The 25529-nt window shown below is 69.8% G+C and carries 26 protein-coding genes; 17 read left to right on the top strand and 9 right to left on the bottom strand.

The genetic code is table 11. The features are described 5' to 3' along the window. Positions 1-5 precede the first annotated feature (5 nt). Genes tatA through tatC form a run of 3 tightly spaced genes read left to right on the top strand, consistent with a single transcriptional unit; the run spans position 6 to position 1486 of the window. Entirely contained in the window at positions 6-263 is a 258-nt protein-coding gene (gene tatA / locus BDK63_RS07505) for a Sec-independent protein translocase subunit TatA (protein ID WP_183330751.1), read from the top strand. Positions 264-269: 6 nt separating this feature from the next. Further along, on the top strand, positions 270-725 hold the full coding sequence (gene tatB / locus BDK63_RS07500) for a Sec-independent protein translocase protein TatB (protein WP_183330750.1): 456 nt from the start codon (positions 270-272) through the stop codon (positions 723-725). Then, a complete protein-coding gene (gene tatC, locus BDK63_RS07495) occupies positions 722-1486 on the top strand; it encodes a twin-arginine translocase subunit TatC (RefSeq protein WP_183330749.1) in 765 nt (254 codons plus the stop codon). Before tatB ends, tatC begins: the two co-directional genes overlap by 4 nt. Positions 1487-1722: 236 nt before the next feature. On the opposite strand, the gene elbB is transcribed toward tatC, so the two are convergent. Then, on the bottom strand, positions 1723-2385 hold the full coding sequence (gene elbB / locus BDK63_RS07490; RefSeq protein WP_183330748.1) for an isoprenoid biosynthesis glyoxalase ElbB: 663 nt from the start codon (positions 2383-2385) through the stop codon (positions 1723-1725). 221 nt (positions 2386-2606) lie between these two features. On the opposite strand from elbB, the gene hemB reads away from it, so the two are divergent. Together hemB and ppk1 are read left to right on the top strand one after the other, a co-directional pair. Then, the gene (gene hemB / locus BDK63_RS07485) at positions 2607-3605 is read left to right on the top strand and encodes a porphobilinogen synthase (RefSeq protein WP_425485947.1); all 999 of its coding nucleotides are present in this window, start codon (positions 2607-2609) and stop codon (positions 3603-3605) included. A gap of 61 nt (positions 3606-3666) precedes the next feature. Beyond that, positions 3667-5895, top strand: a complete 2229-nt coding sequence (gene ppk1, locus BDK63_RS07480) for a polyphosphate kinase 1 (protein ID WP_183330746.1) — start codon at positions 3667-3669, stop codon at positions 5893-5895. Positions 5896-6024: 129 nt separating this feature from the next. Here the strand turns inward: ppk1 and BDK63_RS07475 are convergent, their stop codons facing one another. Beyond that, positions 6025-8181, bottom strand: a complete 2157-nt coding sequence (locus tag BDK63_RS07475) for a PhoX family protein (protein WP_183330745.1) — start codon at positions 8179-8181, stop codon at positions 6025-6027. A 287-nt stretch (positions 8182-8468) separates the two neighbouring features. Here BDK63_RS07475 and BDK63_RS07470 point away from each other — a divergent pair, with 287 nt between their 5' ends. The 12 genes from BDK63_RS07470 (at position 8469) to BDK63_RS07415 (ending at position 19998) form a co-directional block, all read left to right on the top strand. Beyond that, positions 8469-10190, top strand: a complete 1722-nt coding sequence (locus BDK63_RS07470) for a bifunctional UDP-sugar hydrolase/5'-nucleotidase (protein ID WP_183330744.1) — start codon at positions 8469-8471, stop codon at positions 10188-10190. Continuing rightward, positions 10187-10669, top strand: coding sequence for a hypothetical protein (locus BDK63_RS07465; protein ID WP_183330743.1), 483 nt, complete (start codon positions 10187-10189; stop codon positions 10667-10669). Before BDK63_RS07470 ends, BDK63_RS07465 begins: the two co-directional genes overlap by 4 nt. Before the next feature lie 22 nt (positions 10670-10691). After that, a complete protein-coding gene (gene gspD / locus BDK63_RS07460) occupies positions 10692-12689 on the top strand; it encodes a type II secretion system secretin GspD (protein WP_183330742.1) in 1998 nt (665 codons plus the stop codon). After that, on the top strand, positions 12686-14200 hold the full coding sequence (locus tag BDK63_RS07455) for a GspE/PulE family protein (RefSeq protein WP_221202550.1): 1515 nt from the start codon (positions 12686-12688) through the stop codon (positions 14198-14200). Before gspD ends, BDK63_RS07455 begins: the two co-directional genes overlap by 4 nt. A 67-nt stretch (positions 14201-14267) precedes the next feature. Then, positions 14268-15470: a type II secretion system inner membrane protein GspF gene (gene gspF, locus BDK63_RS07450; protein WP_183330741.1), complete on the top strand. Its 1203-nt coding sequence runs from the start codon at positions 14268-14270 to the stop codon at positions 15468-15470. Between the two features lie 19 nt (positions 15471-15489). Further along, positions 15490-15933 (top strand): type II secretion system major pseudopilin GspG, encoded by a 444-nt coding sequence (gene gspG, locus BDK63_RS07445; RefSeq protein ID WP_183330740.1) that lies wholly within the window; start codon positions 15490-15492, stop codon positions 15931-15933. Next, the gene (locus tag BDK63_RS18400; RefSeq protein WP_425485946.1) at positions 15930-16415 is read left to right on the top strand and encodes a prepilin-type N-terminal cleavage/methylation domain-containing protein; all 486 of its coding nucleotides are present in this window, start codon (positions 15930-15932) and stop codon (positions 16413-16415) included. Before gspG ends, BDK63_RS18400 begins: the two co-directional genes overlap by 4 nt. After that, on the top strand, positions 16412-16795 hold the full coding sequence (locus BDK63_RS07435) for a type II secretion system protein (RefSeq protein WP_183330739.1): 384 nt from the start codon (positions 16412-16414) through the stop codon (positions 16793-16795). The genes BDK63_RS18400 and BDK63_RS07435 overlap by 4 nt, the downstream gene beginning before the upstream one ends. Then, complete coding sequence (locus BDK63_RS07430) at positions 16792-17397, top strand: prepilin-type N-terminal cleavage/methylation domain-containing protein (RefSeq protein WP_183330738.1); 606 nt, start codon at positions 16792-16794, stop codon at positions 17395-17397. Before BDK63_RS07435 ends, BDK63_RS07430 begins: the two co-directional genes overlap by 4 nt. Positions 17398-17399: 2 nt before the next feature. Then, positions 17400-18419 carry a type II secretion system minor pseudopilin GspK gene (gspK, locus tag BDK63_RS07425; RefSeq protein ID WP_246385928.1) on the top strand — a complete coding sequence of 340 codons (1020 nt, stop codon included), beginning with the start codon at positions 17400-17402 and terminating at the stop codon, positions 18417-18419. Beyond that, positions 18416-19597: a type II secretion system protein GspL gene (locus BDK63_RS07420; protein WP_183330736.1), complete on the top strand. Its 1182-nt coding sequence runs from the start codon at positions 18416-18418 to the stop codon at positions 19595-19597. Before gspK ends, BDK63_RS07420 begins: the two co-directional genes overlap by 4 nt. A gap of 80 nt (positions 19598-19677) precedes the next feature. Further along, entirely contained in the window at positions 19678-19998 is a 321-nt protein-coding gene (locus BDK63_RS07415; protein ID WP_183330735.1) for a hypothetical protein, read from the top strand. Between the two features lie 40 nt (positions 19999-20038). Here the strand turns inward: BDK63_RS07415 and BDK63_RS07410 are convergent, their stop codons facing one another. The 7 genes from BDK63_RS07410 to ubiD form a co-directional block, all read right to left on the bottom strand. Further along, a complete protein-coding gene (locus BDK63_RS07410) occupies positions 20039-20551 on the bottom strand; it encodes a DUF3087 family protein (protein WP_183330734.1) in 513 nt (170 codons plus the stop codon). A 67-nt stretch (positions 20552-20618) separates the two neighbouring features. Beyond that, positions 20619-21689 (bottom strand): 3-deoxy-7-phosphoheptulonate synthase, encoded by a 1071-nt coding sequence (locus BDK63_RS07405; RefSeq protein WP_183330733.1) that lies wholly within the window; start codon positions 21687-21689, stop codon positions 20619-20621. Positions 21690-21996: 307 nt separating this feature from the next. Further along, on the bottom strand, positions 21997-22122 hold the full coding sequence (locus BDK63_RS18655) for a hypothetical protein (RefSeq protein WP_281379247.1): 126 nt from the start codon (positions 22120-22122) through the stop codon (positions 21997-21999). Between the two features lie 74 nt (positions 22123-22196). Continuing rightward, entirely contained in the window at positions 22197-22325 is a 129-nt protein-coding gene (locus tag BDK63_RS18650; RefSeq protein WP_281379245.1) for a hypothetical protein, read from the bottom strand. 200 nt (positions 22326-22525) lie between these two features. Further along, positions 22526-23239: a dihydromonapterin reductase gene (gene folM, locus BDK63_RS07400; protein ID WP_183330732.1), complete on the bottom strand. Its 714-nt coding sequence runs from the start codon at positions 23237-23239 to the stop codon at positions 22526-22528. Continuing rightward, entirely contained in the window at positions 23236-24015 is a 780-nt protein-coding gene (locus BDK63_RS07395) for an NAD(P)H-flavin reductase (protein WP_183330731.1), read from the bottom strand. Before BDK63_RS07395 ends, folM begins: the two co-directional genes overlap by 4 nt. Positions 24016-24032: 17 nt before the next feature. Further along, the gene (gene ubiD, locus BDK63_RS07390; RefSeq protein ID WP_183330730.1) at positions 24033-25517 is read right to left on the bottom strand and encodes a 4-hydroxy-3-polyprenylbenzoate decarboxylase; all 1485 of its coding nucleotides are present in this window, start codon (positions 25515-25517) and stop codon (positions 24033-24035) included. Between the last annotated feature and the right edge of the window lie 12 nt (positions 25518-25529).

Here is a 25529-nt window from a genome sequence, read left to right as displayed (position 1 = left end):
CACACATGTTAGGTGGTATCAGTATCTGGCAGCTGCTGATCGTACTCGGCATCATCATCCTGATCTTCGGCACCAAGAAGCTGCGCAACGTCGGCACTGACCTGGGCGGCGCCGTGAAGGGCTTCAAGAAGGCCATGAACGAGGAGGAGAAGGGCGAGGAGAAGACTGAGGAGCCCCAGGCCCGCGTCAGCCACGAGGACGAGACCAACACCTACGACGTCCAGGCCGAGCGGAAACCCGAGGAACAGGAAGAGCGCAAGTAAGCCACCATGTTCGACATCGGCTTCCTAGAACTGCTGTTCATCGGCGTGGTCGGCCTGCTGGTGCTCGGCCCCGAGCGGCTGCCCAAGGCGGCGCGCACCCTCGGGCTGTGGATCGGCAAGATCAAGCGCAGCGTCTCCGGCATGCAGCGCGAGATCAGCGCCCAGCTGGAGGCCGAGGAGCTGCGCCAGAAGCTCAACGAGCAGCAGCAGAAGCTCGACGAGAGCGTCCGCCAGGTCAAGCGCGGGGTGGAGAGCATCGCCGAGGATGACTCGCCGGGCGACAGCGCCCGCGGCACCTTCCGGGCGGGTGACGGCGATGCCGCGCGCCAGGAGGCCGCCCCCCGGGAGAGCGCACCGCCCGAGCAGCGCCTGGACGACGCCCTCGCCCGGGCTCGACTGGACCAGGGGGCCGATGAAGGCCCCGAGCCCTCCGTTGCCGACAAGGACGCCTCCTCACGATGAGCAAGACCGGTGACGCCCCGGAACAGCCCCAGGCCCCGCTGATAGAACACCTGATCGAACTGCGCTCGCGACTGCTGAGAGCCGTGGTAGCGATCCTGGTGATCTTCCTCGGCCTCTATGCCTTCGCCAACGACATCTATACCTTCGTGGCCCAGCCGCTGATGGCGCTGCTGCCGGAAGGCTCCCAGATGATCGCCACCGAGGTGGCCTCGCCGTTCCTGGCCCCCTTCAAGCTGACCCTGGTGGTGGCGGTCTTCATCGCCGTGCCCTACGTGCTGCATCAGGCCTGGGCCTTCGTCGCCCCGGGCCTCTACGACAACGAGAAGGCGCTGGCACTGCCGATACTGGCCTCCAGCGTGATGCTCTTCTACGCCGGGGCCGCCTTCGCCTACTACGTGGTCTTCCCGCTGCTGTTCCAGTTCTTCACCCAGACCGGGCCCGAGAACGTTGCGGTGATGACCGACATCAACGCCTACCTGAACTTCGTCCTCAAGCTGTTCTTCGCCTTCGGCGTGGCCTTCGAGATCCCTATCGCCACCTTCCTGCTGATCGCCTCGGGCGCCACCACCGTGGAGAGCCTGTCGAAGAAGCGGCCCTACATCATCCTCGGCTGCTTCGTGGTGGGCATGCTGCTCACCCCGCCGGACGTGATCTCCCAGAGCCTGCTGGCCGTGCCCATGTACCTGCTCTACGAGGTGGGCCTGCTGTTCGGTCGCCTGGCACGCCGCAAGAAGCAGCAGCGCGAGGAGGAGGAAGAGTAGCGCCGAGCACCGCAAGATACTGTAGGAGGCTGGCTCTGCCAGGCGAATGGAGGCCGAAGGACTCCTCGGCGGAACCTGCCGACGTGAGCAACACCGCTGTTCGCCCGGCAAAGCCGGCCTCCCACCGTAAACACCAGAGCCCCCGGCAGGTTTCACCCGACGGGGGCTCTCGCTATCTGCCTCAACACGCACCGTCCGTTGCTGAGCAGCTCGGCGCTGCCCGTAGGGCCTGGCGCTTACAGATCCATCAGCTCGTCGATGCGGTCGACCAGCTTGAAGATGCCGGTGGCGGCCTCGCTGATACGGGTCGCCAGCATGTAGGCGGGGGTGGTCACCACGCGATTCTCGAAGTCCACCACGATCTCCTCCACGCCACAGCTGCGATGCAGCCCCCCCATGGCGCTGATGGCGCCGGAGACCCCCGGGTCGTGGCCGACGGTCACCGCGATGCCGTCGCCGAGCAGGCGCGGCACCATCACCGGCGCGATGCACATCAGGCCGATGGGCTTGCGCTGCTCGCGGAACCCCTTGAGCACCTCGGCCAGGGGTTCGTGCACCCGCATGTCGGCGCCGGCCTCGGCGAAGTTCGAGAGGTTCTTGGCGGCGCCGAAGCCGCCGGGCAGGATCACCGCATCGAAGTCGTCGGCCGCGAGCTCGGTCAGGGTCGAGATCTCCCCGCGGGCCAGGCGGGCGGACTCGGTGAGCACGTTGCGGGCCTCGCCCTCGGCCACCTCGCCGCTGCGATGGTCGATGACATGGTGCTGGTCGATGTCCGGGGCGAAGCAGCGATAGCCGATGCCGAGCTGGTCCAGCCGCAGCAGGGTCAGGGTGGTCTCGTAGATCTCGGAGCCATCATAGACGCCACAGCCCGAGAGGATGACCGCCACCTGTTTGCTCATGCCTGTCTCCTTGAAGGTATCCGCCTGCCGCCGGGCAGGACCACTGATCGAACCCATCACTCTAGAGCCATCGCCCGGGTGCGACAAGGCGAGACTTTCGGCGCACGGAGGCGCTGATATACTCGGAGTCAGCCGAGTGCCGCTGTCATGCGTCTGTCATCATCGGCCGCCACACTGCCCCCCGTGGCGGCGTCCACCGCTGGAGAGAACCCTTGAGCTTCATGACCACACGCCAGTTTCCCGCGACCCGCCTGCGTCGCATGCGTCGCGACGACTTCTCGCGCCGCCTGATGCAGGAGAACACCCTGACCCCGGCCGACCTCATCTGGCCGGTGTTCGTGCTGGAGGGCGAGGGACAGCGCGAGGCCGTGCCCTCGATGCCCGGCGTCGAACGGCTGTCGCTGGACCTGCTGATCGAGGAGGCCCGCGAGGCCGTCGCGCTGGGCATCCCCGCCCTGGCCCTGTTCCCGGTGGTCGACGCCTCGCTGAAGAGCGAGCTGGCCGAGGAGGCCTACAGCGCCTCGGGACTCGTCCAGCGCAGCGTGCGGGCCCTCAAGGAGGCCCTGCCCGAGCTCGGCATCATCACCGACGTGGCGCTGGACCCCTACACCAGCCACGGCCAGGACGGGATCATCGACGCGCAGGGCTACGTGCTCAACGACCGCACCGTGGAGACCCTGCTCAAGCAGGCGCTCTCCCACGCCGAGGCCGGCGCCGACGTGGTGGCCCCCTCGGACATGATGGATGGCCGCATCGGCGAGATCCGCCGGGTGCTGGAGCAGGAGCACCTGGTCAACACCCGCATCATGGCCTATAGCGCCAAGTATGCCTCGCGCTACTACGGCCCGTTCCGCGATGCCGTGGGCTCTGCCGCCAACCTGGGCAAGGCGGACAAGCGCACCTACCAGATGGACCCGGCCAACGGCGACGAGGCGCTGCACGAGGTGGCACTGGACCTGGCCGAGGGCGCCGACATGGTGATGATCAAGCCGGGCATGCCCTACCTCGACGTGGTGCGCCGGGTGAAGGACGAGCTCCGGGTGCCCACCTACGCCTATCAGGTCAGCGGCGAGTACGCCATGCACATGGCGGCCTTCGAGAACGGCTGGCTGGAGGCCGACAGCGTGATCCTCGAGTCGCTGCTCTGCTTCAAGCGCGCCGGTGCCGATGGCGTGCTGACCTACTTTGCCAAGCGGGCCGCCCGGCTGCTCGCGAAGTGACGAACGGGACTGCGCGCCTTTCCTGCATCCCGTCGAGCCTCCTGCCATCGAGAGTGTGACCATGGAAGACCGCAGTCCCCGCCCCCCTTCGGACCCCACCTCCCCCGCCCCGGCCGACAGCGGGCCGGCCGCCCGGGGGGAGGAGACGCCGGCCGAGCTCCCCGCACCGCGCCTCAACCAGACGCGCACCGGCATCAAGCCCAAGGCCCTGCCCGAGGCCGAGGCCGACCTGAGCGACCCGTCGCTCTACTTCAACCGCGAGCTCTCGCACTTGCAGTTCAACATCCGGGTGCTGGAACAGGCCCTGGACGAGGCCCATCCGCTGCTCGACCGGCTGATGTTCCTGCTGATCTTCTCCTCCAACCTGGACGAGTTCTTCGAGATCCGGGTGGCCGGCCTCAAGCACCGGGTGGCCCTGGGGGACGATGCCACCGGCTTCGACGGCCGCTCGCCGAGCTCGGTGCTCGGCGAGATCTCGCAGATCGCCCACGAGCAGATCGAGCGCCAGTACCGCATCCTCAACGAGATCCTGCTGCCGGCCCTGAAGGAGAAGGGGCTGCGCTTCCGGCGCCGCAGCGAGTGGACCGACGCCCAGCGCGACTGGGTGCACGAGTACTTCGATGACGAGATCATGCCGGTGATCAGCCCCATCGGGCTGGACCCCTCCCACCCCTTCCCGCGGCTGGTCAACAAGAGCCTCAACTTCATCGTCCAGCTCGAGGGCAAGGACGCCTTCGGCCGCGAGGGGGGGCTGGCCATCCTGCCGGCGCCGCGCTCGCTGCCCCGGGTGATCAGCCTGCCCCCCGAGCTGTGCGAGGCGGGCTTCAGGGAGGCGGTGTTCCTCTCCTCGATGATCCACGCCCACGCCGAGGAGCTCTTCCCGGGGATGACGGTGCGCGGCTGCTACCAGTTCCGGCTGACCCGCAACGCGGACATGACCGTCGACCCTGAGGAGGTCTCCGACCTGGCCTCGGCGCTGCGCGGTGAACTGCTGGCCCGCCGCTACGGCAGCGGCGTGCGCCTGGAGGTGGTCGATACCTGCCCCGACGAGCTGGCCGGCTTCCTGCTCAGGGAGTTCGCCCTGGGACAGGAGGACCTCTACCGGGTCAACGGGCCGGTCAACCTGACGAGGATGATGTCGCTGATCGCCGAGGTGGAACGCCCGGACCTCGTCTATCGCCCCTTCACCCCGGGGCTGCCGAAGAACCTGAAGAAGGGCGGCAGCCTGTTCGATGCCATCGCCGCCGGCGACATCCTGCTGCACCACCCCTTCCAGTCCTTCGCCCCGGTGGAGGAGCTGCTCGCCGAGGCGGCCCGCGACCCCTCGGTGCTGGCCATCAAGCAGACCCTCTACCGCACCGGGGCCGACTCGCCGATCGTCAACTCGCTGGTGGAGGCGGCGCGCGGCGGCAAGGAGGTGACGGTGGTCATCGAGCTGCGCGCGCGCTTCGACGAGGCCGACAACCTGGCGCTGGCCTCGCGCCTGCAGGAGGCCGGAGCCATCGTCATCTACGGGGTGATGGCCTACAAGACCCACGCCAAGATGGTGCACATCGTGCGCCGCGAGAGGGGGCGGCTTAGCCACTACGCCCACCTGGGCACCGGCAACTACCACTCCCGGACGGCCAAGCTCTACACCGACTACAGCCTGCTCACCGCCGACGAGGTGCTCTGCGAGGACGTCCACCAGGTGTTCCAGCAGCTGTCGGGGATGGGCCGCGCCCGGCACATCGAGACCCTGCTGCACGCCCCCTTCACGCTCCACGAGCGGCTGGTGGCGATGATCGACCGCGAGGCGGAGCATGCTCGCCGCGGGCGCCGCGCCCACCTGATCATCAAGTGCAACTCGCTGACCGAGCCCAAGCTGATCCAGGCCCTCTACCGCGCCTCGCGCGCCGGCGTGGAGTGCGACCTGATCATCCGCGGCATGTGCTGCCTGCGGCCCGGCGTGCCGGGGGTCTCGGAGACCATCCGCGTGCGCTCGATCATCGGCCGCTTCCTGGAGCACACCCGGGTCTTCTACTTCCATAACAACGGCAAGCCCGAGGTGTGGGGCTCCAGCGCCGACTTCATGTCCCGCAACATGTTCCACCGGGTCGAGACCTGCTTCCCGCTGCGCGACCGCAAGCTGGCCGCCCGGGTGCGCAAGGACCTGGAGACCTACCTGGTGGACAACTGCCAGAGCTGGCGCCTCCAGGCGGACGGCACCTACGTCAAGCAGACCCCCGGGGACGCCGCGCCGATCAGCGCCCAGGAGACGCTGCTCTACGCCTACGCCGCTCGGGCCTGACGCCCTCTCTTGCACCTCCACCGCCGCGGCGGCGGGCGTCCTGCACCCGCTTCCCACCGCGACACCATGACGAAGCGAGGGCCCTGCAGGAGGGCCCTCGTGTGGCGGTAACGGGTCCGGCAGGGAGCGTCAGACGGCGATCGGCCCGCCATCTTCCCGCTGGATCACCACCGTGGCAGCCCGGGGACGCACGCTGCCCTCGGTTTCCCGGGAAGCATCCACGGCGGCCGGCCAGTTGCCCGGGTGCTGGATATTGATGAACAGCGCAGTCTTGTCCGGCGTGGCGAAGATACCGGTCACCTCGCAGCCGTTGGGACCCACCGCGAAGCGCTTCAGCTGCTGCTGGTTGCTGGCGTTCACCACGGCGGTATCGCCGTCGCCACGCTCCAGCGCGGCAGGCACCACCGCCAGCACCTGATCGTTGGTGTAGCTGGTGACGTTGGAGTAGCCATTGTCGGTCTGGATCCACAGGATGCCATCACCGTTGCCGCGATCGTCGAACCACAGGCCATCGGGGCTGGCGAACTGGTTCAGTTCGGTCAGGCCGGAGAGGTTGTCGGTATCCGACGCCGCGGCACCGAAGACGAACACCTCCCAGTCGAAGTGGACCCCGTCGGCCCCCTCGCGCCAGCGAATCACCTGGCCGGCGCGGTTGGACTCGCGGGGGTTGGGGCCATTCACCGGCGCCGTGCGGAAGCCTACCCCCAGTTCGTCGACGTCGCTGCCGCCGTTGGTATAGGTCGGCGCGGTGCCCTCGGCGGTGCGCTGGGTGTTGTTGGTCATCGTCATGTAGACGTCACCCGATGTCGGGTCCACGGCCCCCCACTCGGGGCGATCCATGGGCGTCCCGCCCATCAGGTCGGCGGCATCACAGGTATGGATGATGATGCCCGCCTGGTCATCGGCGGCCAGTCCCAGGGCCTCGTGGAGGCGACGGCCGTCCCTGGTGATGGCATCCGGGGTGAGCGGCAGCCACTCGCCACGGCCATCCTCGTCGAACCGCGCCACATGGAGGATGCCGTCATCCAGGTACTTGGCACCGATCGCCAGGCGGTCGATGTTGGCACCCGGCCGGTTGGCATCCGCCGGGCTCCAGGCGGCCCGGGAGACGTACTTGTAGATGTACTCGTTGCGGGCATCATGGCCGGAGTAGAAGACCACCGGCTTGCCCGGCTCCAGCTTGCCCGGCCAGCAACCCTCGTGGCGGAAGCGGCCCATGGCGGTACGCTTGACGGCGCGCCGGCCCGTGTAGGGGTCGATCTCGACCTGGTAGCCGTAGGCGCGTGCCTCGTTGCGGTAGTCACCGGTGGCGTCGGCGGCGTAGGGCGTGGTGTCGAAGCGAGCGAACTCGTCGTCCTGCTCGGAGGGGTCACCCGCGGCGGTTTCCCAGCCGTAGCGACCACGACCGGTGGAGACCCCCAGGCGATCGTCGTCCAGCTGCCGGTCGCTGTTGCGCACGAAGTAACCCGGCCAGTTCTCCTCACAGGCCAGGTAGGTACCCCAGGGGGTATAGCCGTTGCCGCAGTTGTTGGTGGTACCGCGCGCCAGGCGACCGTCGGGAGAGAACCGGGTCTTGGCGTAGTCGCTGCCGGCCACCGGGCCCGCCAGCTCCATCTCGGTCGCATTGGTGTAGCGACGGTTGTAGCGGGAGTCGAGCACGGTCGACCAGGTGCCATCTTCCTGCTTCTTCACATGCACCACGGCCACGCCATGGGCATTGATTTCGGTGCGAACCTCGTCGGCGGGACGGTTGCCGGAACGGGCATTGGTCGGGCCACCCTGCGGGGCCCACAGGGCGGACTGCTCGATATACTCATGGTTGATAGCGAGCAGAAATTCCCGGGATTCGCTGCCCGGATTCAGGGGAAAATGGTACATCCCGTCATGGTTCATCCCCAGAGAGTTCGCCTGGATCTCCGGCGTCATCTCCAGCCCTTCGCTCCACTCCACCACGCTGCTGTTGAGGCGCTCACCCCAGGGAATCAACACCTGGGCCTTGTAGCCCTCCGGCACCACCACGGCATCCGTCTTCGAACCCAGAATGGACTCGAAGGCCAGCGTCAGCGGCTTCTTGCTTCCCGGCGCGGCCGCCCCGCGCATTCCCGTCCGCGCGTCGGGGGCCGCCAGTGCACCGCCGGACATCCCGAACCCCATCACCGACATGGCGGCCAGCCCGAGGCTTCCGCGCATGATCCCGCGCCGGGTGACATGCTTGTCGAGAATCGACGCGAACGGCTCATTGCCGCTGTTGTTGTGAATCCGATGATCTTCGATCGCCTTGCTCATTTTCCCCTCCTCACATGCAATGGACCAGAATCTTGGCACCCGACTTGCGTCCTGGTGCCCATGCAAGCTAGCGGGGAATAGTGACAGGGCGGTTAACAAAAAAAGACGGAAAGTGACCGGCCAAGACCACCTCTATCGGCAGACATCGCCGTCACACTACCGTCATGATTCATTCACTATCATGCGCTCCTCAAGGCCACCCTGGCGCTCCCCGCCGGCTTCATGACGGGCGACGCAGGTGCCTGTACAGCCTCCATGGACCCACCAGCCAGGCCAGTCGCCACATGATGCCCAAGCGCAGATCCGCCCCCGACGAGTCCCGCCCCTGCCCGGGTCCCGCTCTCTCCCGACGCTCCCTGCTCTCGGCCTCGGGTTCCGGCATGCTGGCGCTGCTGGGCGGGTGCGCCATCACGCCCTCCACCGCCCCCTCCTCCCCGCGTCCTCCCGCCACTGCCAGTGTCGACCTGCTCTACTTCGCCGACACCCTGGATGCGCGATCCCCCTCCCCGGCGATCAGGCGCGCCACGCACCTGGGCCCGGCCGGCTACCCGGGGCACCCGCCCTGGCTGACGTCAGCGTCGGCGAACACCGTCGCTGGCCCGCTGGAGCCGGCCGTGCGCAGGCTGGTGACCGGCGCGGCGTCAGGCGAGGAGCCGCCGGTCGGCGGGCTGGCCCTGATGGCAGCCCGCCTGGCCACCTTGCGGGCGTCGCTGGGCGAGGCGCGGACCCTGACCCTGGAGAACGGGCAGTGCTGGAACGGCAGCGGGCTCTGCCACCTCACCCGAGGAGCTGCCGGCCTGGCGGCCAGTCAGCTGATGGGCGCCGAGGCGCGTGTCAGCAGTGACGAGCGACTCCTCTGGCCCACCCGGGCGGCTGGCCTCTACCGCGATTTCCCCGGGCAGGTCCTGGGAACCCTCGACGGCGAGCGCAACCCGGGCAGCATCATCAAGCCACTGGCTCTCTTCGACCGGGGTGGCGCCCGGATTGCCGTCGTCGGCGTGACCGACCCCCACGCCTTCGATGAACGGCGGACGCTCGACACCTGGTTCGACGAGGTGAGACAGCGGGCCGCGGAGGCCCGCCAGCAGGCGGATCTGGTGGTGCTGCTCGCCGATACCGGCACCGGCCCCGGCCTCTGGCTGGCCGAACGCCTCGAGGATGCCGACCTGCTGCTCTGCGCCCGGGGGCAGGATTTCTGGCCGAGCCTGATCGAGGTTCGCCAGGCCAGCGGCCGCCCCCTGCCGGTATGCCTGCCGGGCTGTCGTGGCAGCGGCATCTTCCAGATCACCTGCCGCGGTGGCAGCCAGCGCTGGGAGATCGCCGCGCGCTTCCACCCCATCGCTCCCGACAGCATCGATGCCGCCACCCGGCAACAGGCCGCTCGCCTTCAGCCAGTGCTGGATCGCGCCAGGACCCCCTATGCAGGATGGCTGGATGCCCCTCTCGCCAGTGCACCGGCATGGCTATGGCGACGCGACACGGTGGGGGGAAGCTGGGATGGCCTGCTGCTCGACGCCATGCAGCGACACACCGGGGCGGAGGTCGCGCTGTCACCGGGTTGGCGACATGACGTGGTGCTGCCCCCGGGGTCGCCCATCACCCGGGACCACCTGATCACGCTGACCGGCAGCCATGAGGCACGGATCGTCGAGCTATCGACCGACCAGGGCGACCTCCACGCCCTGCTGGAGCGCGCCGCCGACCACTGCTTCGGCACGCCGCTGCTGCTCGATGACGCCCTCGACCTGCCACGCCTGAAGGGCGTGGAGTGGACCTGCCGCTACACCTCCGATACCGGCCGGCGCATCGACCTGGCGCGGGTCACGGGGAATCGGCTCGCCACCTGGAGCCACCGCCCCGAGGCCGCAGGCGGGGATTCGCTGTGGCAGGTCATGGAAGCCTTCCTGGCCGACCAGCCCGAGGCGTGGTCGCTGCCCGCCCTGCCGGGGCCCACCCTGCGCTTCGTCGATGGCCATCCGGGATGGCATCCGGAGGGGCGGCGGGGATGAGCCGCGCGCTGATCCGCTCGCCGTGGCTCGGCCGCTGGCTGGTGATCGCCCTGCTGCTCGGGCTGTCGGCCCGGATCGCCATGCGCCTCCTGGCACCCGCCCCGCCACCGGTCACCGGCACGCAGCTGCCGGCGGATGCCCTGCCCCCGCTGCCGACGGCGAACTGGCATCTCCCTGCCTCACCGCCTGGCGACGCCCCGGCCGCGGCCCGACTGCCTCTCTCCATCGTCGGCACGCTACGCGGCCGCGAGGAGAGCGACACGATACTCGTGATGGAGACCCCCGAGGGCCAGCGCGTCGTGGCACTCGGCGAGCCGATCCTGGACGACGTCCACCTGCATGCCCTCACTTCCGAAGGAGCCGTCGTGCGCCACGCCGGACGACAGGAGCAGATCCCCTGGCCCACGGGTCCGCTGCCCGGGCCGGGTGTCATCACCCTCACCACGGCCCCTTCATGCTGCCCTGCAGACGCCCCCTGATGCCGCCACTGGAGTCCCTTGCATGAATCCCCGCCACCTGATTGCCGTCCTCTGCCTGGCGACCCTGGCCTCCACGGCACTGGCCCAGCCCGCCTTGCCCGAAACGGGCGCGGATCGCTACGACGTCGACTTCCGGAATGTCAGCATCGGGGAGTTCATCGAGAGCATCGGGCGCATCACCCAGCGCCGCTTCGTGGTCGACCCCAGGGTCCAGGGCACCATCAGCCTGACCAGCCAGCGCAGCCTCGATGCCGAGGAGCTCTACCGGGTCTTCCAGGACGAGCTGCAGGTGAACGGCTTCGCCACCGTGCCGCTCCCCGACGGCCAGGTGCGGGTCGTACCGGACGAGCTCGCCAGGACGCAGCCACTGCCGCTCCTCGACGAGGCGCGAGACGGCCACACGATCGCCACCACGGTGATCGAGACCCGTCAGCTGGACGCCGCCACGCTGGCGACCATCCTCGAACCCCTGGTGGATGCCCGCACCGGCACCATCACGCCCTACCCGGAGAGTCGGCTGGTGGTGATCACCGACTGGCAGGACAACCTGGAGCGCCTGACACGGCTGGCCAGGCTGATCGACTCCCGACAGGAGGCGCGCGCCGAGATCATTCCGCTCCGGCACGCCCGTCCGGAGGACCTCAGCGAGACCCTGGACGGCATCCTGCAGTCGGGCGGGGCCGGGAACGCCAGGGTGATCGCCGCGCCCAACGCCGGTGCCCTGGTGGTATTCGGTGACCGCAGTGACCGTCAGCGTGCCAGGGCATTGGCGGAGGGGCTCGACACCCCGGTGGAGCGGCATGCCCGCACCCGGGTCGTCTACCTGAACCATGCCGCGGCCGAGGAGGTGATGGCGGTGCTGGAGTCGCTGCGCGCGAATGGCGTGGTGCCGGACACCGCCCCGGCCACCGCGCCCGAATCGCCGGTGGGCAGGGCCCTGCCGGCCGGCCGGCCATCGGCCTCCGCTGCCGATGTCGCCCTGGCCGTCCACCCCTCGACCAATGCGCTGATCCTCAGCGGACCGCCGGAGCAGCTGGAGGCCTACCTGAGCATCGTGGCCCAGCTCGATATCCGTCGGGCCCAGGTCGCCGTGGAGGCCATCATCGCCGAGATCACCGAATCCCGGGCACGGCAGCTGGGCATGCAGTGGCTGTTCGCCGATACCGGGTCGGGCAGCACGGTCCCGGTGGGCGGCATCAACTTCGCCACCTCGTCCTCGACGGGCATCACCGAGCTGGCAGCGGCGGGGGCCGCTGGTGACACGTCCACCCTGGGGGGACTGCTCGGCGGCATCAACGGCATCACCACCGGCGTGGGGCGCCTCGACAGCGGGGGCGTGAGCTTCGCGGCCCTGCTCAACGCCCTGCAGAGCGATGCCGAGACCAACCTGCTGTCGACCCCATCGCTGATGACCCTGGACAATGCCGAGGCCTATATCCTGGTCGGCCAGGAGGTCCCGTTCGTGACCGGCTCGACCACCGTCGACAACACCAACCCCTTCCAGACCATCCAGCGCGAGGACGTGGGCATCAAGCTGCGAATCCGCCCCCAGATCAGCGCCGACAACACCATTCGCCTGTCGATCACCCAAGAGGTCTCCTCCATCGCCAGCAACGTCTCCGCCAGCGACGTGGTCACCAACAAGCGCGAGATCGAGACCGCTGTGACGGCCCGGGATGGCGGCATCGTCGTGCTGGGTGGCCTGATCAGCAACCAGGGGCGCAACTCCCGCCAGCAGGTGCCGCTGCTGGGGGATATCCCGCTGGTCGGCAACCTCTTCCGCTACTCCGACCGAGCCAGCGAGAAGCAGAACCTGATGGTCTTCATCCGTGCCCGGGTCGTCCGGGACGACCAGGCCCTGGATGCCGCCAGCGCCGAGAAGTATCGCTTCATGCGCGCCCAGCAGCTGCTGCACCAGCTCGACGAGGAGCAGACCCTGCCGCCGTGGGAGGAGGCCTCGCTGTCGCTGAACACCCTCTACCCCTCGGCCCGGGGTCGCCTGGGGGAACTGGCACCATGAGCCAGCAAGGGACCTCGATGCCGCCGGAGGCGCCTGCCGCCCCCTCGCTCCCTGGAGCGCTGCTCCCCTATCGGCTGTCGCGCCACAGCGGGGTGGCCATCGAATGGCACCCGGGCGGCTATGGCCTGGTGTGCCGTGAAGATGCCGACATCGCCTCCCTGCTCGAGGTGCAGCGTCGGCACGGCCCGCCCCTGAGCGTCGAGTGGCTGACGTCGGGCGAGTTCGAGGGCCGGCTGGGGCGACTCCACGACGACCGCCGGGCCACCACCGAGACCCTGATCGACGGCCTCGCCGAGAAGGTGGACCTGGACAGCCTGATGCACGACCTCCCGGCGACGGAGGACCTGCTGGACACCGAGAGCGAGGCCCCGGTCATTCGCCTGATCAATGCCATCTTCTCGGAGGCCCTGCGGCTCGGGGCCTCGGACATCCATATCGAGCCCTTCGAGAATGCGCTCACCATCAGGCTGCGGGTGGATGGCACGCTGCGGGTCGCCCTGGGTCCGCCGCGGGTGCTGGCCCCGATGCTGATCTCGCGAATCAAGGTCATGGCCAAGCTGGACATCGCCGAGAAGCGCCAGCCCCAGGATGGACGCATCGGCGCGCGGGTCGCCGGCCGCGCCGTGGATATCCGGGTCTCGACCCTGCCCGGCATCCACGGCGAGCGGGTCGTGATGCGCCTGCTCGACAAGCAGGCCTCGCTGCTCGAGCTCGAGCGGATCGGCATGCCCGCCGGGGTGCTGGCCGACTACCGTGACGCCCTGGCCCGTCCCAACGGCATCCTGCTCAACACCGGCCCCACCGGCTCGGGCAAGACCACCACGCTCTACGCCAGCCTCGCCCACCTCAACGACAGCCGCCGCAGCATCCTGACCGTGGAGGACCCCGTCGAATATGCCATTCCGGGCATCGGCCAGACCCCGGTCAACCCCCAGGCGGGCCTGACCTTCGCCCATGGCCTGAGGGCCATCCTCCGCCAGGACCCCGACGTGATCATGATCGGCGAGATCCGCGACGTGGAGACGGCCGCGATCGCCGTCCAGGCCAGCCTGACCGGCCATCTGGTGCTGTCGACCCTGCACACCAACAGCGCGCTCGGCGCCATCGTCCGGCTGCGCGACATGGGTATCGAGCCCTATCTGCTGGCCAACAGCCTCAAGGGCGTGATGGCCCAGCGCCTGGTACGCCGGCTCTGCCCCGCCTGCCGGCGCTGGCGGGCACCGACCGCCGCCGAGGCCCGCTGGATTCCCGGGGTGGAGGGCCTGGACCAGGTCGCGGATGCCGTGGGCTGCGAGCACTGCGAGCAGGCCGGCTACCGGGGACGCCTCGGGCTCTACGAGTTCATCGCGATCGACGAGACCCTGGCGGGCATGATCCATGACCGCCTGCCGGAGCCCGAACTGGCGCGGCATGCCTTCGCACGACACGCCTCGCTGAATGCCGCCGCCCTGGCGCCCTTGACGTCGGGGGAGACCAGCGTCGAGGAGGTGGTCAGGGCACTGCACCACTGAGCCGCGACAACAAACTGCAACATCCCGACGGCAACATGACGCTGACTTCTCACCACGTGGATCCTGGATGCCCACCTACCGCTACCTGGCCCTCAAGCGAGACGGTTCGCGAGCCCGCAACGTGCTGCAGGCCGACAGCGAGCAGCATGCCAGGCAGCTGCTGCGCGACCAGGGGCTGTTTCCCCGGCGCCTGAATCCGGTGGCGCAGCGTCCCGGCCTGCTCCGCCGCCAACGGCTCGACAACGAGAGCCTGGCCCTGCTGACGCGCCAGCTCGCCACCCTGGTGGATGCCGGCATCCCCATCGGCGATGCCCTGGATGCCCTGACCAGGCAATCCGAGGAGCCCAAGTCGCGGGGGCTGCTGCTCGACGTCCTGCGCCGGGTGCGCGAGGGCCACTCCCTGGCCGAGAGCCTGGCCGCCCACCCGGCCAGTTTCGACGCGCTCTATCGCACCCTGGTCGCCGCCGGCGAGCGCGCCGGTCGCCTGGCCAGCGTGCTGGAGCGGCTCGCCGACCATCTCGAGCGGGCCGAGGCACTGCGCAACAAGGCCCGCACCGCCCTGATCTACCCCTGCGTGCTGATTCTGGTCTCCATCGCGGTCGTCACGGGCCTCATGACGCACGTGGTGCCGCGGCTGGCCGCACAGTTCGAGCATTCCAGCATGACCCTGCCCTGGCTGACCCAGGCGCTGATCGCCCTGTCCCATGGCCTGCAGGCCTGGGGCATCTGGCTGCTGGGCCTTGTCGGCCTGCTGATGATCGTCGCCGAGCGGCTCTACCGACGCCCGGCGATCCGGCGGCGCTGGCATGCCATGCTCCTGGGCATTCCGCGGATCGGTGAACTGCTGCTGCTGCAGGACACCGCGCGGCTGACGCGCACCCTGGCCATCCTGACCGGCAGCGGCATCCCGCTCCTCGACGCCCTGCGGGTCAGCCGCGACACCCTGGGCAACACGCTGATGCGCGAGGCCGTGGAGGCCATCGCCGATGACGTCGGCGCCGGCATCAGCCTCAACCGCGCCATGGCCCGGACCGGGCGTTTCCCCCCGACCCTGCTGCACATGGTCGCCAGCGGGGAAGCGAGCGGCCGGCTCGACATCCTGCTGGAACGGATCGCCGAGTCCCGTGAGGCCACCTTCGCCCGGCGGGTCGACCTGGCCATGGGGCTCTTCGAGCCACTGCTCATCCTCGCCATGGGCGGGGTCGTGCTGGTCATCGTCCTGGCGATCCTGCTACCGATCATGAGCCTCAACGGCTCCCTTTCCCTCTGACCCCCTGCGAGGCCCCCGGATGTCCCATCGACTCTCCCGCTCCTGCCGGCAACAAGGCTTCACCCTCCTCGAGATCATGGTCGTGATCTTCATCATCGGCCTGCTGGTCGCCATCGTGGCGCCCAATGTCCTCAGCAATCAGGACGATGCCATGCGCCAGAAGGTTCGCGCCGACCTCGCGACGCTGGAACAGGCCCTGGACATGTACCGGCTCGACAATCTCCGCTATCCGACGACAGCCCAGGGGCTCGAGGCCCTGCAGAAGGCCCCGACCCAGGAGCCCCTGCCTCGCCAGTACCGCCAGGGCGGGTATGTCCGCCGCCTGCCCACCGACCCCTGGGGGAACCCCTACCAGTACCGCCAGCCCGGGCAGCACGGCGACATCGACGTCTACAGCCTGGGGGCCGACGCCCGCCCCGGCGGCAAGGGGCTGGATGCCGACATCGGCAACTGGATGCTATGAGCCCGAGGCCAGCGGCAGCGCACGCCGGCTTCACCCTCCTGGAGCTCATGGTGGTCCTGGGGATCATGGGCGTGGCCGCCTCACTGGCCGTGGCCTGGCTCGACCGGAGCCTTGGCCAGCCGCTGGAGGTCGCCACCGAGAGGCTCCAGCGCGACCTGGCCAGCGCCGGGGAGCAGGCCTGGCTGGGCGGGCGAGTCATCGGCTGGCGGCCGGACGCGACAGGCTATCGGTTCATGGCCCTGCACCAGGGCCGGTGGATCCCCCTGGGGGAGCGCACCCTGCGACCGGTGCACTGGCCCGAGGGCCTGACCCTGGAGGCTCCCCGGGCGCGCGAGGCAGACGTGATGCCGGCATGGATCTGGTGGCCCGATGGCGAGATCGCGGGCAGCGAGATCACCCTTCGCCTGGGGACCGGCGCGGCAAGGATCGCGCCCCCCACCCTGGGCCCGGGCGCCCCCGCCGGGCCGCAGGTGATGCGATGAGCGTCGCCCGCCGCGTCCTCCCGACGGCCGAGTCGTCGGGCTTCACCCTCCTCGAGGTCATGGTGGCGCTGTTCATCCTGGCCATCCTGGCGGTGACCGTCAGCCAGAGCCTCTACCAGCGCACCGCCATCTCGCTGACCCAGCAGCAGCGCCTGCCCCTGATCCTCTGCGCCAGGAGCCTGGAGAGCGAGTTCGCCATCGAGCGCTACTGGCCGGACGTCGGCCACCATGAAGGGCCACACGCCGGGCAGGCTTCGGAATGCCACTGGCAGCTCGAGGTGGAGGAGACCGGGCTCCCCGAGGTGCGGCGAGGCACCCTGCAGGTGTCGGCTCCGCCGGACCCCCGCCCCCTTCGGTTCACGGTCTTCCTGGCACCATGACCTCCCCCACCGCCACTCGACACGAACGCGGCTTCACCCTGCTGGAGGTGCTGGTCGCCCTGGCCCTCACGGCCATGCTGGGCCTCGCCATCGCCAGCCTGGTGAATCGCCTGATCGATGCGCGCGAGGCGCTGGCATCGCCACCGGCCGGGCTCCGCGACCTGCACTTCTCGCAGCTGCTCGAGCGCCGCCTGGAGAGCCTGGTGGTGCGCCCCCTGCATGTCCGGGGCCGGCCGCTGCTCAACCCGCCACTGGACTACCGGGACAACCTTCAGCGGCTGGAGTGGGTGTCCGCCAGCGGCACTCCCCTTTCCGTCGACGATCACTACACCCGGGTGCGGCGGCAGCGACTCAGCTGGTACGAGGAGGGGCGGCTCCGCCTGGCGTCAAGCGGGGAACTGGACGCCGCCGGCGAGCCCGGCTGGCAGACCGTTGCGGAACTGGACGGGATCGAGGCAGTGCGCCTGGCGTTCCACGACGGATCCCGCTGGCAGTCCGCCCCGGCCGGCCGCCCCCTGCCGCGCGGCATCCGGGTCGAGTGGGTGCGTCACGGCCAGGTCACTCGCCTGACGGCCCCGTTGCCGGAGGTCAGGGAGCGATGACGATGTCACGACAGGGGGGCGTCGCCCTGCTCATGGTCCTGCTCTGCCTGGCGCTGAGCAGCCTGCTGCTGGCCGGCCTGGCGGAAGAGGGGCGGCGCGACCTGCGGCGACTGTCCCTCCTCCAGGCCGAGACCCAGGCGCGCTTCCATGCCAGGGGAGCCGAACTGCTCGTCGAGCGGGCCCTGACCGACCCGGCGGCACGCCTGGCGCCCGCGTGGTGGCGTCGGCTGGCGGGCGAGCCCCAGCGGCTGGAGACGCCGGAAGGCCACGTGGAGGTGCGGATCCGCGACCTGCGGACCTGCTTCAACCTCAATTCGCTGGCCGGTCCTGACGCAGCGCTCGCCGAGCGTCAGCTGCAGCGGGTCCTGCCAGGGTCGGCCGAACGGGGGCTCCCCCCCCACCGCCTGGTGGCACGGCTCGCCGACTGGATCGATGCGGACAGCCAGCCGCGCCCCGACAGCCTGGATGGCCTCGACTACGCCTTGCTGGACCCGCCTCGCACCACCGCCGACGCGCCCCTGGTGGACCTCAGCGAACTCAACTGGGTGGCGCCACTGGACCCCGAGCGCTACCGGCGCCATCCGTCGCTCTGCGTCATGCCCGACACGGGGCCATGGCGCCTCAACCTCAACAGCCTGCGAGAGGACCAGCTGCCGATGCTCGAGGCCCTCCTCGAGGACCGGGTGCCGGGGCCCCAGCTCGCCCGGCTGATCGCCGCCCGGCCACCCGCGGGCTACACCGGCATCGACGAGGTCCAGGCGGTGCTGGGGAACCAGGCAGACTGGCTCCGCGAGCTGGGAAACCGCATGACCCTCGCTCCCGACTACCTCGAGCTGGGCATCACCGTCAGCATCGGTGATACGCCGTATCGCTTCCAGCGCCTGCTCCAGGCCGAGGGCGTCAGCAACTGGTCGCCGCGAGTGGCGGCAGCCAGGGTCCGCACCCTGGCCAGGCGCAGCGAGGGCATGATCCCGACGACAGCAGAGACCGGGCGGATCCGCCCCGAGGACGAGACACCATGAACTTCCGATTTCGCCTGCCGGGCCCGTCCGCCAGGCGGCCGCCCCCACGCCTGATCCTCCGCTGCCGGACCCGGACCCCGCCCGGGGAGGCCGACCACGCCCGGCTGGACTGGGCCGTTGTCGATGTCACTCTCCCCGACCGGGAGGGTGTCCTCGAAAGCGGCACCCTGGGGGGGCCGGAGGAGAGCATGGCAGTGGACAGGGTCGCCGCGCTCAGCCGCCTCCACGCCACGGTCCTGCTGCTCCATCCCGAGGCGGTCAGCCACTTCCATCCGGCAGCCCCCAGGGGCATCCGGGAGCGAGAGTGGCCGCTGCTGATCGAGGAGCAGGTCGCCGGCGAGGTGGCCGATCTCGAGCTCGCGGCCCTGAACCGGTCGGCGGGGCATCTCGAGCTGATCGCCGTGGAGCGCCGGCGGCTCCGCGAGTGGCAGGCGTGGCTGGAGGCTCGTGGCGTGACCGTGACCCACTGGGCAAGTGAGTTCATGGGCCTGCCGGACCCGCCGGCGCCCGAGACCCTGAGCGTTCTGGGTGACACCGACCACTGGATGATCAAGGCACTTCCCGGGGAGGCCGCCGAGCCCGCAAGCGTGGAGTGGCTGCTCTGGCCACGGGAGTGGGAGGCCCTGCTGCCCCCGGGACTGCGCGAGAGGACGCGACAGGTCCCGGCCGGCCTCGCGGAGGACGCCGTGCCGTCACCGGCGGCACGGCTCTCCCTCTATGCCCGTCACCTGCCGACACGGCTGCCTGCCCTGCCGGGCCATCGTGCCTCACCCCTCCGGGTCACCGGTGGGTCGGGCGTGGCCCTGGCGCTACTGCTGGCCGCCCACCTGGGATTGTCGGCCTGGCCATGGCTGGCCGGGACGCTGCACGCCGGCGAGCCGCGGCAGGCCGCCGGCCAGATGACGGGAGAGACGTTCCGGGAACGCAATCAGCGCCTGCGGGAGATCCTCGCTGGCATGGAGGAGACACTCATGGGTCAAGGTGCCGAAGTGGTTCGCTATGCCGTCGAGGGGCAGCACCTCTCCATCACCTGGCAACTCCCCGAGGGCACCCGCGACGCGGCGCCTTTCGCCAGCCTCGGCAGTTCGGCCGAGGTCGTATGGCACCGGGAGAGTGGACGCCTGTCGATCGATATCGACCTGCAGGCCTGGCAGGGCAATGGAGGGGGCCAAGCATGACGCCGACCGCTGAACGGCTCCTCGGGGCCTGGCAGGCTAGGCCGCCGGGGCAGCGACTGCGACTCATGGCAGGAGGGGGGGTGATCCTCCTGATGAGTGCCTACCTGGTGGCACGGCACGCACCGCTCCCCCTGCCCCCTGCCGCGCCCGAGGCGCGCGTCACGGATCCTGCGGCATCCGCGGAGGCCTGGAACGCGCGGGCCCACGCCCTCGGCATGCAGGAGGTGCGCGTCGAGGAGGCGCTGGACCAGCGACGGGTGCTCGCCAGGGTACGGGACATCTCGGTCTTCCTGGCCTTCAGCGAGTGGGCGGCCCAGGGTGGCTGGTGGGCACGGGACTGGGAGCTCTCACGACAGGGCGAGGAGATCCGGGTCGAGGCGACCTTCGAGCGTCTCCCCTGACGCGCCACGAGCCGCCCAGCGTCCCGCCCCCCTGGCGGCGTCAGCCGCGCTTGAAGGCGGCCAGGTCATGGGGGTCGAAGCCCTCGACGCGCTCGGGCAGGCCGCGCGCCTGGCGGGCCAGGCGCACCTTCTGGCGCTCGGCGAGGAGTTCGGCGTCGTCGTCCAGGGTACGGCCGTTGAGCTCGGCCAGCTGGGCCATGCCCTGGTGGTAGAAGGCCATCACCGCCAGGGCGGTGTCGTTGTCCTCCGCCATGCCCTTGCGCAGGGCCGGCAGGTAGCCGCTGACCCGGGAGAGATGGTGCTTGAGCTGCCAGACGTAGCGCATCTCGGTCATCCAGGGGCGTTCGCGGAGCACGGCGAACACCAGGCTGGTGGCCACCAGCCCGAGCAGCACCCCCACCACGTTGAGCCAGAAGCCGCCGTCGAAGAGGGCCTGCAGCAGCTGCGAGAAGACCAGCCCGAAGACGATCAGCTGGCCGGCCATGGCCAGGCTGATGAAGCGGCCCTTGCGGCGGTAGGTCTCGGGGTCGTGGTCTTCGAACTGGAACGGCATGGGGCCTCCTGGGGGGCGAATCGGAAATCGGGGTGATTATCCCGACTCCGCCCCCCGGGGTACAGGACTAGCGCAGACGCTCGGCTGCGCTCAGCAGCAGGTGCTCGGTGGTCTCCCAGCCGATGCAGGCGTCGGTCACCGAGACCCCGCGGCGCAGCCGACCGGGCTCCAGGGGCTGCCTGCCCTCGTGCAGGTGGCTCTCGATCATCAGGCCGGCGAGCGCCCCCTCCCCGGCCAGGCGCTGGGCCAGCACGTCCACCAGCACCTCGCTCTGGCGACGGTGATCCTTGCGGGCATTGGCGTGGCTGCAGTCGACCATCAGCCGCGGCGTGAGCCCGGCCTCCTCGAGGGCGCGGCGTGCCGCCTGCACGTGGGCAGCCTGGTAGTTGGGCTCGCCGTGGCCGCCGCGCAGCACCAGGTGGGTATGGGCGTTGCCGGGGGTGTGCTGCACCACCGGACGGCCCGTGGCGTCGAGGCCGAAGTGCTGGTGGGGATGGGCCGCGGCCCGCATGGCGTCCAGCGCCACGCCGATGTCACCGCCGGTGGCGTTCTTGAAGCCCACCACGGCGTCGAGCCCGCTGGCCAGTTCGCGATGCAGCTGGGATTCGGTGGTGCGCGCACCGATGGCGACCCAGGCCAGCAGGTCCTCCAGGTAGGGCGCCAGCATCGGCTGCAGCAGCTCGGTGGCCACCGGCAGGCCCAGCTCGGCCACGTCGCGCATCAGCCGCCGCGAGACCTCGAGGCCGCGGGCCATGTCGCCCGAGCCATCCAGGCCGGGGTCATAGGCGAGCCCCTTCCACCCCACGGTGGTGCGCGGCTTCTCCACGTAGACCCGCATCACCGGCAGCATCCGGTCCGAGATGCGCGGCGCCAGCTCGGCGAGGCGACGGGCATACTCGAGGGCCGCCTCGGGGTCGTGGATCGAGCAGGGGCCAACGACCACCAGCAGCCGGTCGTCGCGACCGGCGAGGATGTCACGGATCGCCTGGCGCTGACCCTCGACCTGGCGGGCCGTGCCTTCCTCCAGGGGCAGGGCACGGCGCAGCTCGCCGGGGGTGGGCAGGGGCAGGTGGGCGGTGGGCCGGGGGGCGGCGTCCGGCTCGGTGCGGGCCAGGGCGGTGGCGAGGGAAGCATTCATGGCGTCAACTCCGGGTAGCGGGGATACATCGTGTCGATCGGGTGCCACCGATGGCGCTACGGTCGGAGGTGGCGCACTGGCACGACCGCAGCTCGCTAAATCGCCAATAGCCGTAATAGCCGGTGAAGCCGGTCAGCGGGCGATGGGCGATGGCTGCGGTCATGGTGCCTCTCCTGTCTGTCATCTTGAGGTGCGGGTGAATCGACTGGCCGGAAACGCAGAACCCCCGGAGCGGGACGCCTTCCGGGGGTTCTGTGGGGAGGCGACCCGGGTGGGGCGTGCCTCTCGGCGATGTCTCGTCTGCTGCTCAGGACATGGCCGCCGGCACACCGGTCATAAAGTAGCCATACCAGCCCCGGCGACCGCTGTCGGACACCACGACCCCACGCGCGGCAGCGCGATGGCGAAGGGAGTCGATGGCGAATGCGGTCATGGTCATCTCCTGAGTCTTGCGAACATCGTGCCGTATCGGGCAGGGGCTGGCAAGTGCGCCGAAGGCAGCGCCGATCAGCCGCTGAAGACCTGCACCCAGCCGATGGTGGCCGGCAGGGCGCTCATGCCCACCAGCACCGCCAGGCCCAGGACCACGGCCAGCAGGCCGCTGTCGTCCTTGAAGTTCTCGTCGTGTCCCGCCATGGATTGCTCCTTCTTCGAGGGTTTTGCTGTCAGGGGGTCTTGCCGGTTGCCCGGCCATTCTAGCCGAGATGCGCCGCGCCAGCGACCGGCCCCGCCGGGCCAGGATGTTGCAGATGGCGGCGCTCAGCGCAGCGGCCTGCCGCCTCACACCGGCAGGCCGATGCCGGTCACACGAGGGCGTTGCCGTCGGCGACGCCCCCCTAGCGCAGGTGCCGACCACCGTCCACGGGCAGGGTCACCCCGGTGACGTAGCGGTTGTCGAGCAGGTAGCGCAGGCTCTGGTAGATCACCCCCGGGCCGGGAACCATCTCCATGGCCGACTTGGCACGGGCCTTCTCGGCATAGGCCTCGTCGTCGCCCTCGTTGAGCATGATCAGCGCGGGGGCGATGGCGTTGACCTGGATCGTCGGGGCGTACATGGCGGCGAACGACAGGGTCAGGTTGGCCAGCCCCGCCTTGCTGGCGGCATAGGCGGCATGCTTGCGCGAGCCCTTCTGCACCACATAGTCGGTCATGTGCACGATGTCGCGCTGGGGTTCGCTGCACGCCTCGAGCAGCTCGCGGGCATGCAGGTTGATCAGGTAGGGCGCCAGCATGTGCACCCGGAACAGCCGTTCGAAGGTGGCCCCCGCCTCGGCCCCGCTGGAGTCCGGGGCCCAGTCGCTGGCGTTGTGGACGATGGCCCGCAGCGACGACGTCTCGGCCTTGAGGCGCGCGAGGAAGTCGAGGATCCCCGCCTCGCTGGAGAAGTCGGCCGGCAGGGTGACGATGCCACGCTCGCGCAGCGCCTCGAGCTCGGGGCGCTCGCGGCGGTAGCTGATGATCACCGGATGGCCGTCGTCCCGCAGGCGCTCGGCACAGTGGCGACCCAGCCGCTGGGCGCCGCCGGTGATCAGGATCGGCGAGGCGCTCATGAGCGGGCCTCCCGGACCAGGCTGCCGGCGGTGGGCACGATGGGGTCCCGGGGGGCATAGGCGAAGACATCGGAGAAGACCCGCGAGGGGGAGAGCCCCAGCGACGCCAGCACGTCCACGCAGGCGTAGACCATGCCCGGCGAGCCGGAGAGGTAGACGTCATGGCCCGAGACATCGTCGAGCGCCGCGGCCAGGGCCTGGTCGATGCGCCCACGGTGACCGCGGATCCGCTCACCGTCGACCGGGGTCTCGGGGGCAACCTCGCTCACCGCATGGAAGCGGAAGTGGGCATGCCCCTCCGCCCACTCCCGGGGAAGGCGCTCCAGGTAGAGGTCGCGACGCTCCCGGGCCGCCCACCACAGGTCGACCTGCCGCTCGGGGTCCTCGTGCAGCGCCGCCTCGACGATCGCCTTCATCTGGGCGAAGCCGGTGCCGGCGGCGATCAGCAGCAGCGGACGGCGGCTGTCCGGGTCCAGCACGCAGTCGCCGCCGGGCAGGCGCAGGGTCAGCCGTTCGGCCACCTGGACCAGCTCGCGCAGGCGGGCGGAGTTCTCCCGCTCGGGCCAGTGCTGGATGTGCAGCTCGATCATGCCGTCACCGCCGTGGGCGTTGGCAATGGAGAAGGGCACCCAGGTCTCGTCGTCGAGCCTGAGCTCGAGGTACTGCCCGGGGGCGTGGGCCACGGCCTCGGGCCGGCCCTCCAGCTGGACACGGAAGACGTCCGGGGTGAGATCCTCGACCTCGGTGACCAGGCAGGTCAGGGTCCTTGGGGTCATGAGTGCCTCATGCGTTGTCAGGGTGTGTTGTCGGGGAGTTCGATGCCCAGCTCGTGCCAGCGTTCGCTGACGCGGGCCTTCACGGCCTCGTCCATGACGATGGGCGTGCCCCACTCCCGGTCGGTCTCGCCGGGCCACTTGCTGGTGGCATCCAGGCCCATCTTGGAGCCCAGCCCCGCCACCGGCGAGGCGAAGTCCAGGTAGTCGATGGGGGTGTTCTCCACCATCACGGTGTCCCGGGCCGGGTCCATGCGCGTGGTGATGGCCCAGATCACGTCCTCCCAGTCGCGGGCGCTGACGTCGTCGTCGAGCACCACCACGAACTTGGTGTACATGAACTGGCGCAGGAAGCTCCACACGCCCATCATCACCCGCTTGGCGTGGCCCGGGTACTGCTTCTTCATGGTCACCACCGCCATGCGGTAGGAGCAGCCTTCCGGGGGCAGGTAGAAGTCGACGATCTCGGGAAACTGCTTGCGCAGGATCGGCACGAACACCTCGTTCAGCGCCAGCCCCAGGATCGCCGGCTCATCGGGCGGGCGACCGGTATAGGTGGAGTGGTAGATGGCGTTCTCGCGCATGGTCATGCGCGTCACCGTGAACACCGGGAAGTGGTCGATCTCGTTGTAGTAGCCGGTGTGGTCGCCGTAGGGCCCCTCCGGCGCCATGTCGTCCGGGTAGATGAAGCCTTCCAGGATGATTTCTGCTGACGCAGGCACTTCCAGATCGGCATGGCCGCACTTGACCAGCTCGGTGCGCGAGCCGCGCAGCAGCCCGGCGAAGGCGTACTCGGAGAGCGAGTCCGGCACCGGGGTCACCGCGCCGAGGATGGTGGCGGGATCGGCGCCCAGCGCCACCGCCACCGGGAAGGGCTCGCCGGGATGGGCCTTCTGGAACTCCAGGAAGTCCAGCGCCCCGCCGCGATGGGAGAGCCAGCGCATGATCAGGCGGTTCCTGGAGAGCTTCTGCTGGCGGTAGATGCCCAGGTTCTGGCGCGTCTTGTGGGGGCCGCGGGTGATCACCAGCGGCCAGGTGACCAGCGGCGCGGCGTCGCCGGGCCAGCAGTGCTGGATCGGCAGGCGGTCGAGGTCGACCTCGTCGCCCTCATGGACGAGCGCCTGGACCGGCGCCGAGCGCACCGTCTTCGGCCCCATGCTCATCACCTGCTTGAAGATCGGCAGCTTGTCCCAGGCGTCACGGAAGCCCTTCGGGGGCTCGGGCTCCTTGAGGAAGGCGAGCAGCTCGCCCACCTCGCGCAGGGCGGCGACGGAATCCTGGCCCATGCCCATGGCGACCCGCTTCGGCGTGCCGAAGAGGTTGCCGAGCAGCGGCATGGTGTGGCCCTTGACGTTCTCGAACAGCAGCGCCGGCCCGCCGGCACGCAGGGTGCGATCGCAGATCTCGGTGATCTCGAGGTAGGGATCCACCTCGGCGGTGATGCGCCTGAGCTCGCCCTGGGCCTCCAGGACGGCGATGAACTCCCGCAGGTCCTTGTACTTCATTCGGATTTCCCG

Source organism: Halomonas campaniensis (assembly GCF_014193375.1).
GTDB lineage: Bacteria > Pseudomonadota > Gammaproteobacteria > Pseudomonadales > Halomonadaceae > Halomonas > Halomonas campaniensis.
The sequence above is the reverse complement of the archived record's forward strand: the minus strand, read 5'-3'. Positions and strand labels throughout refer to the sequence as shown.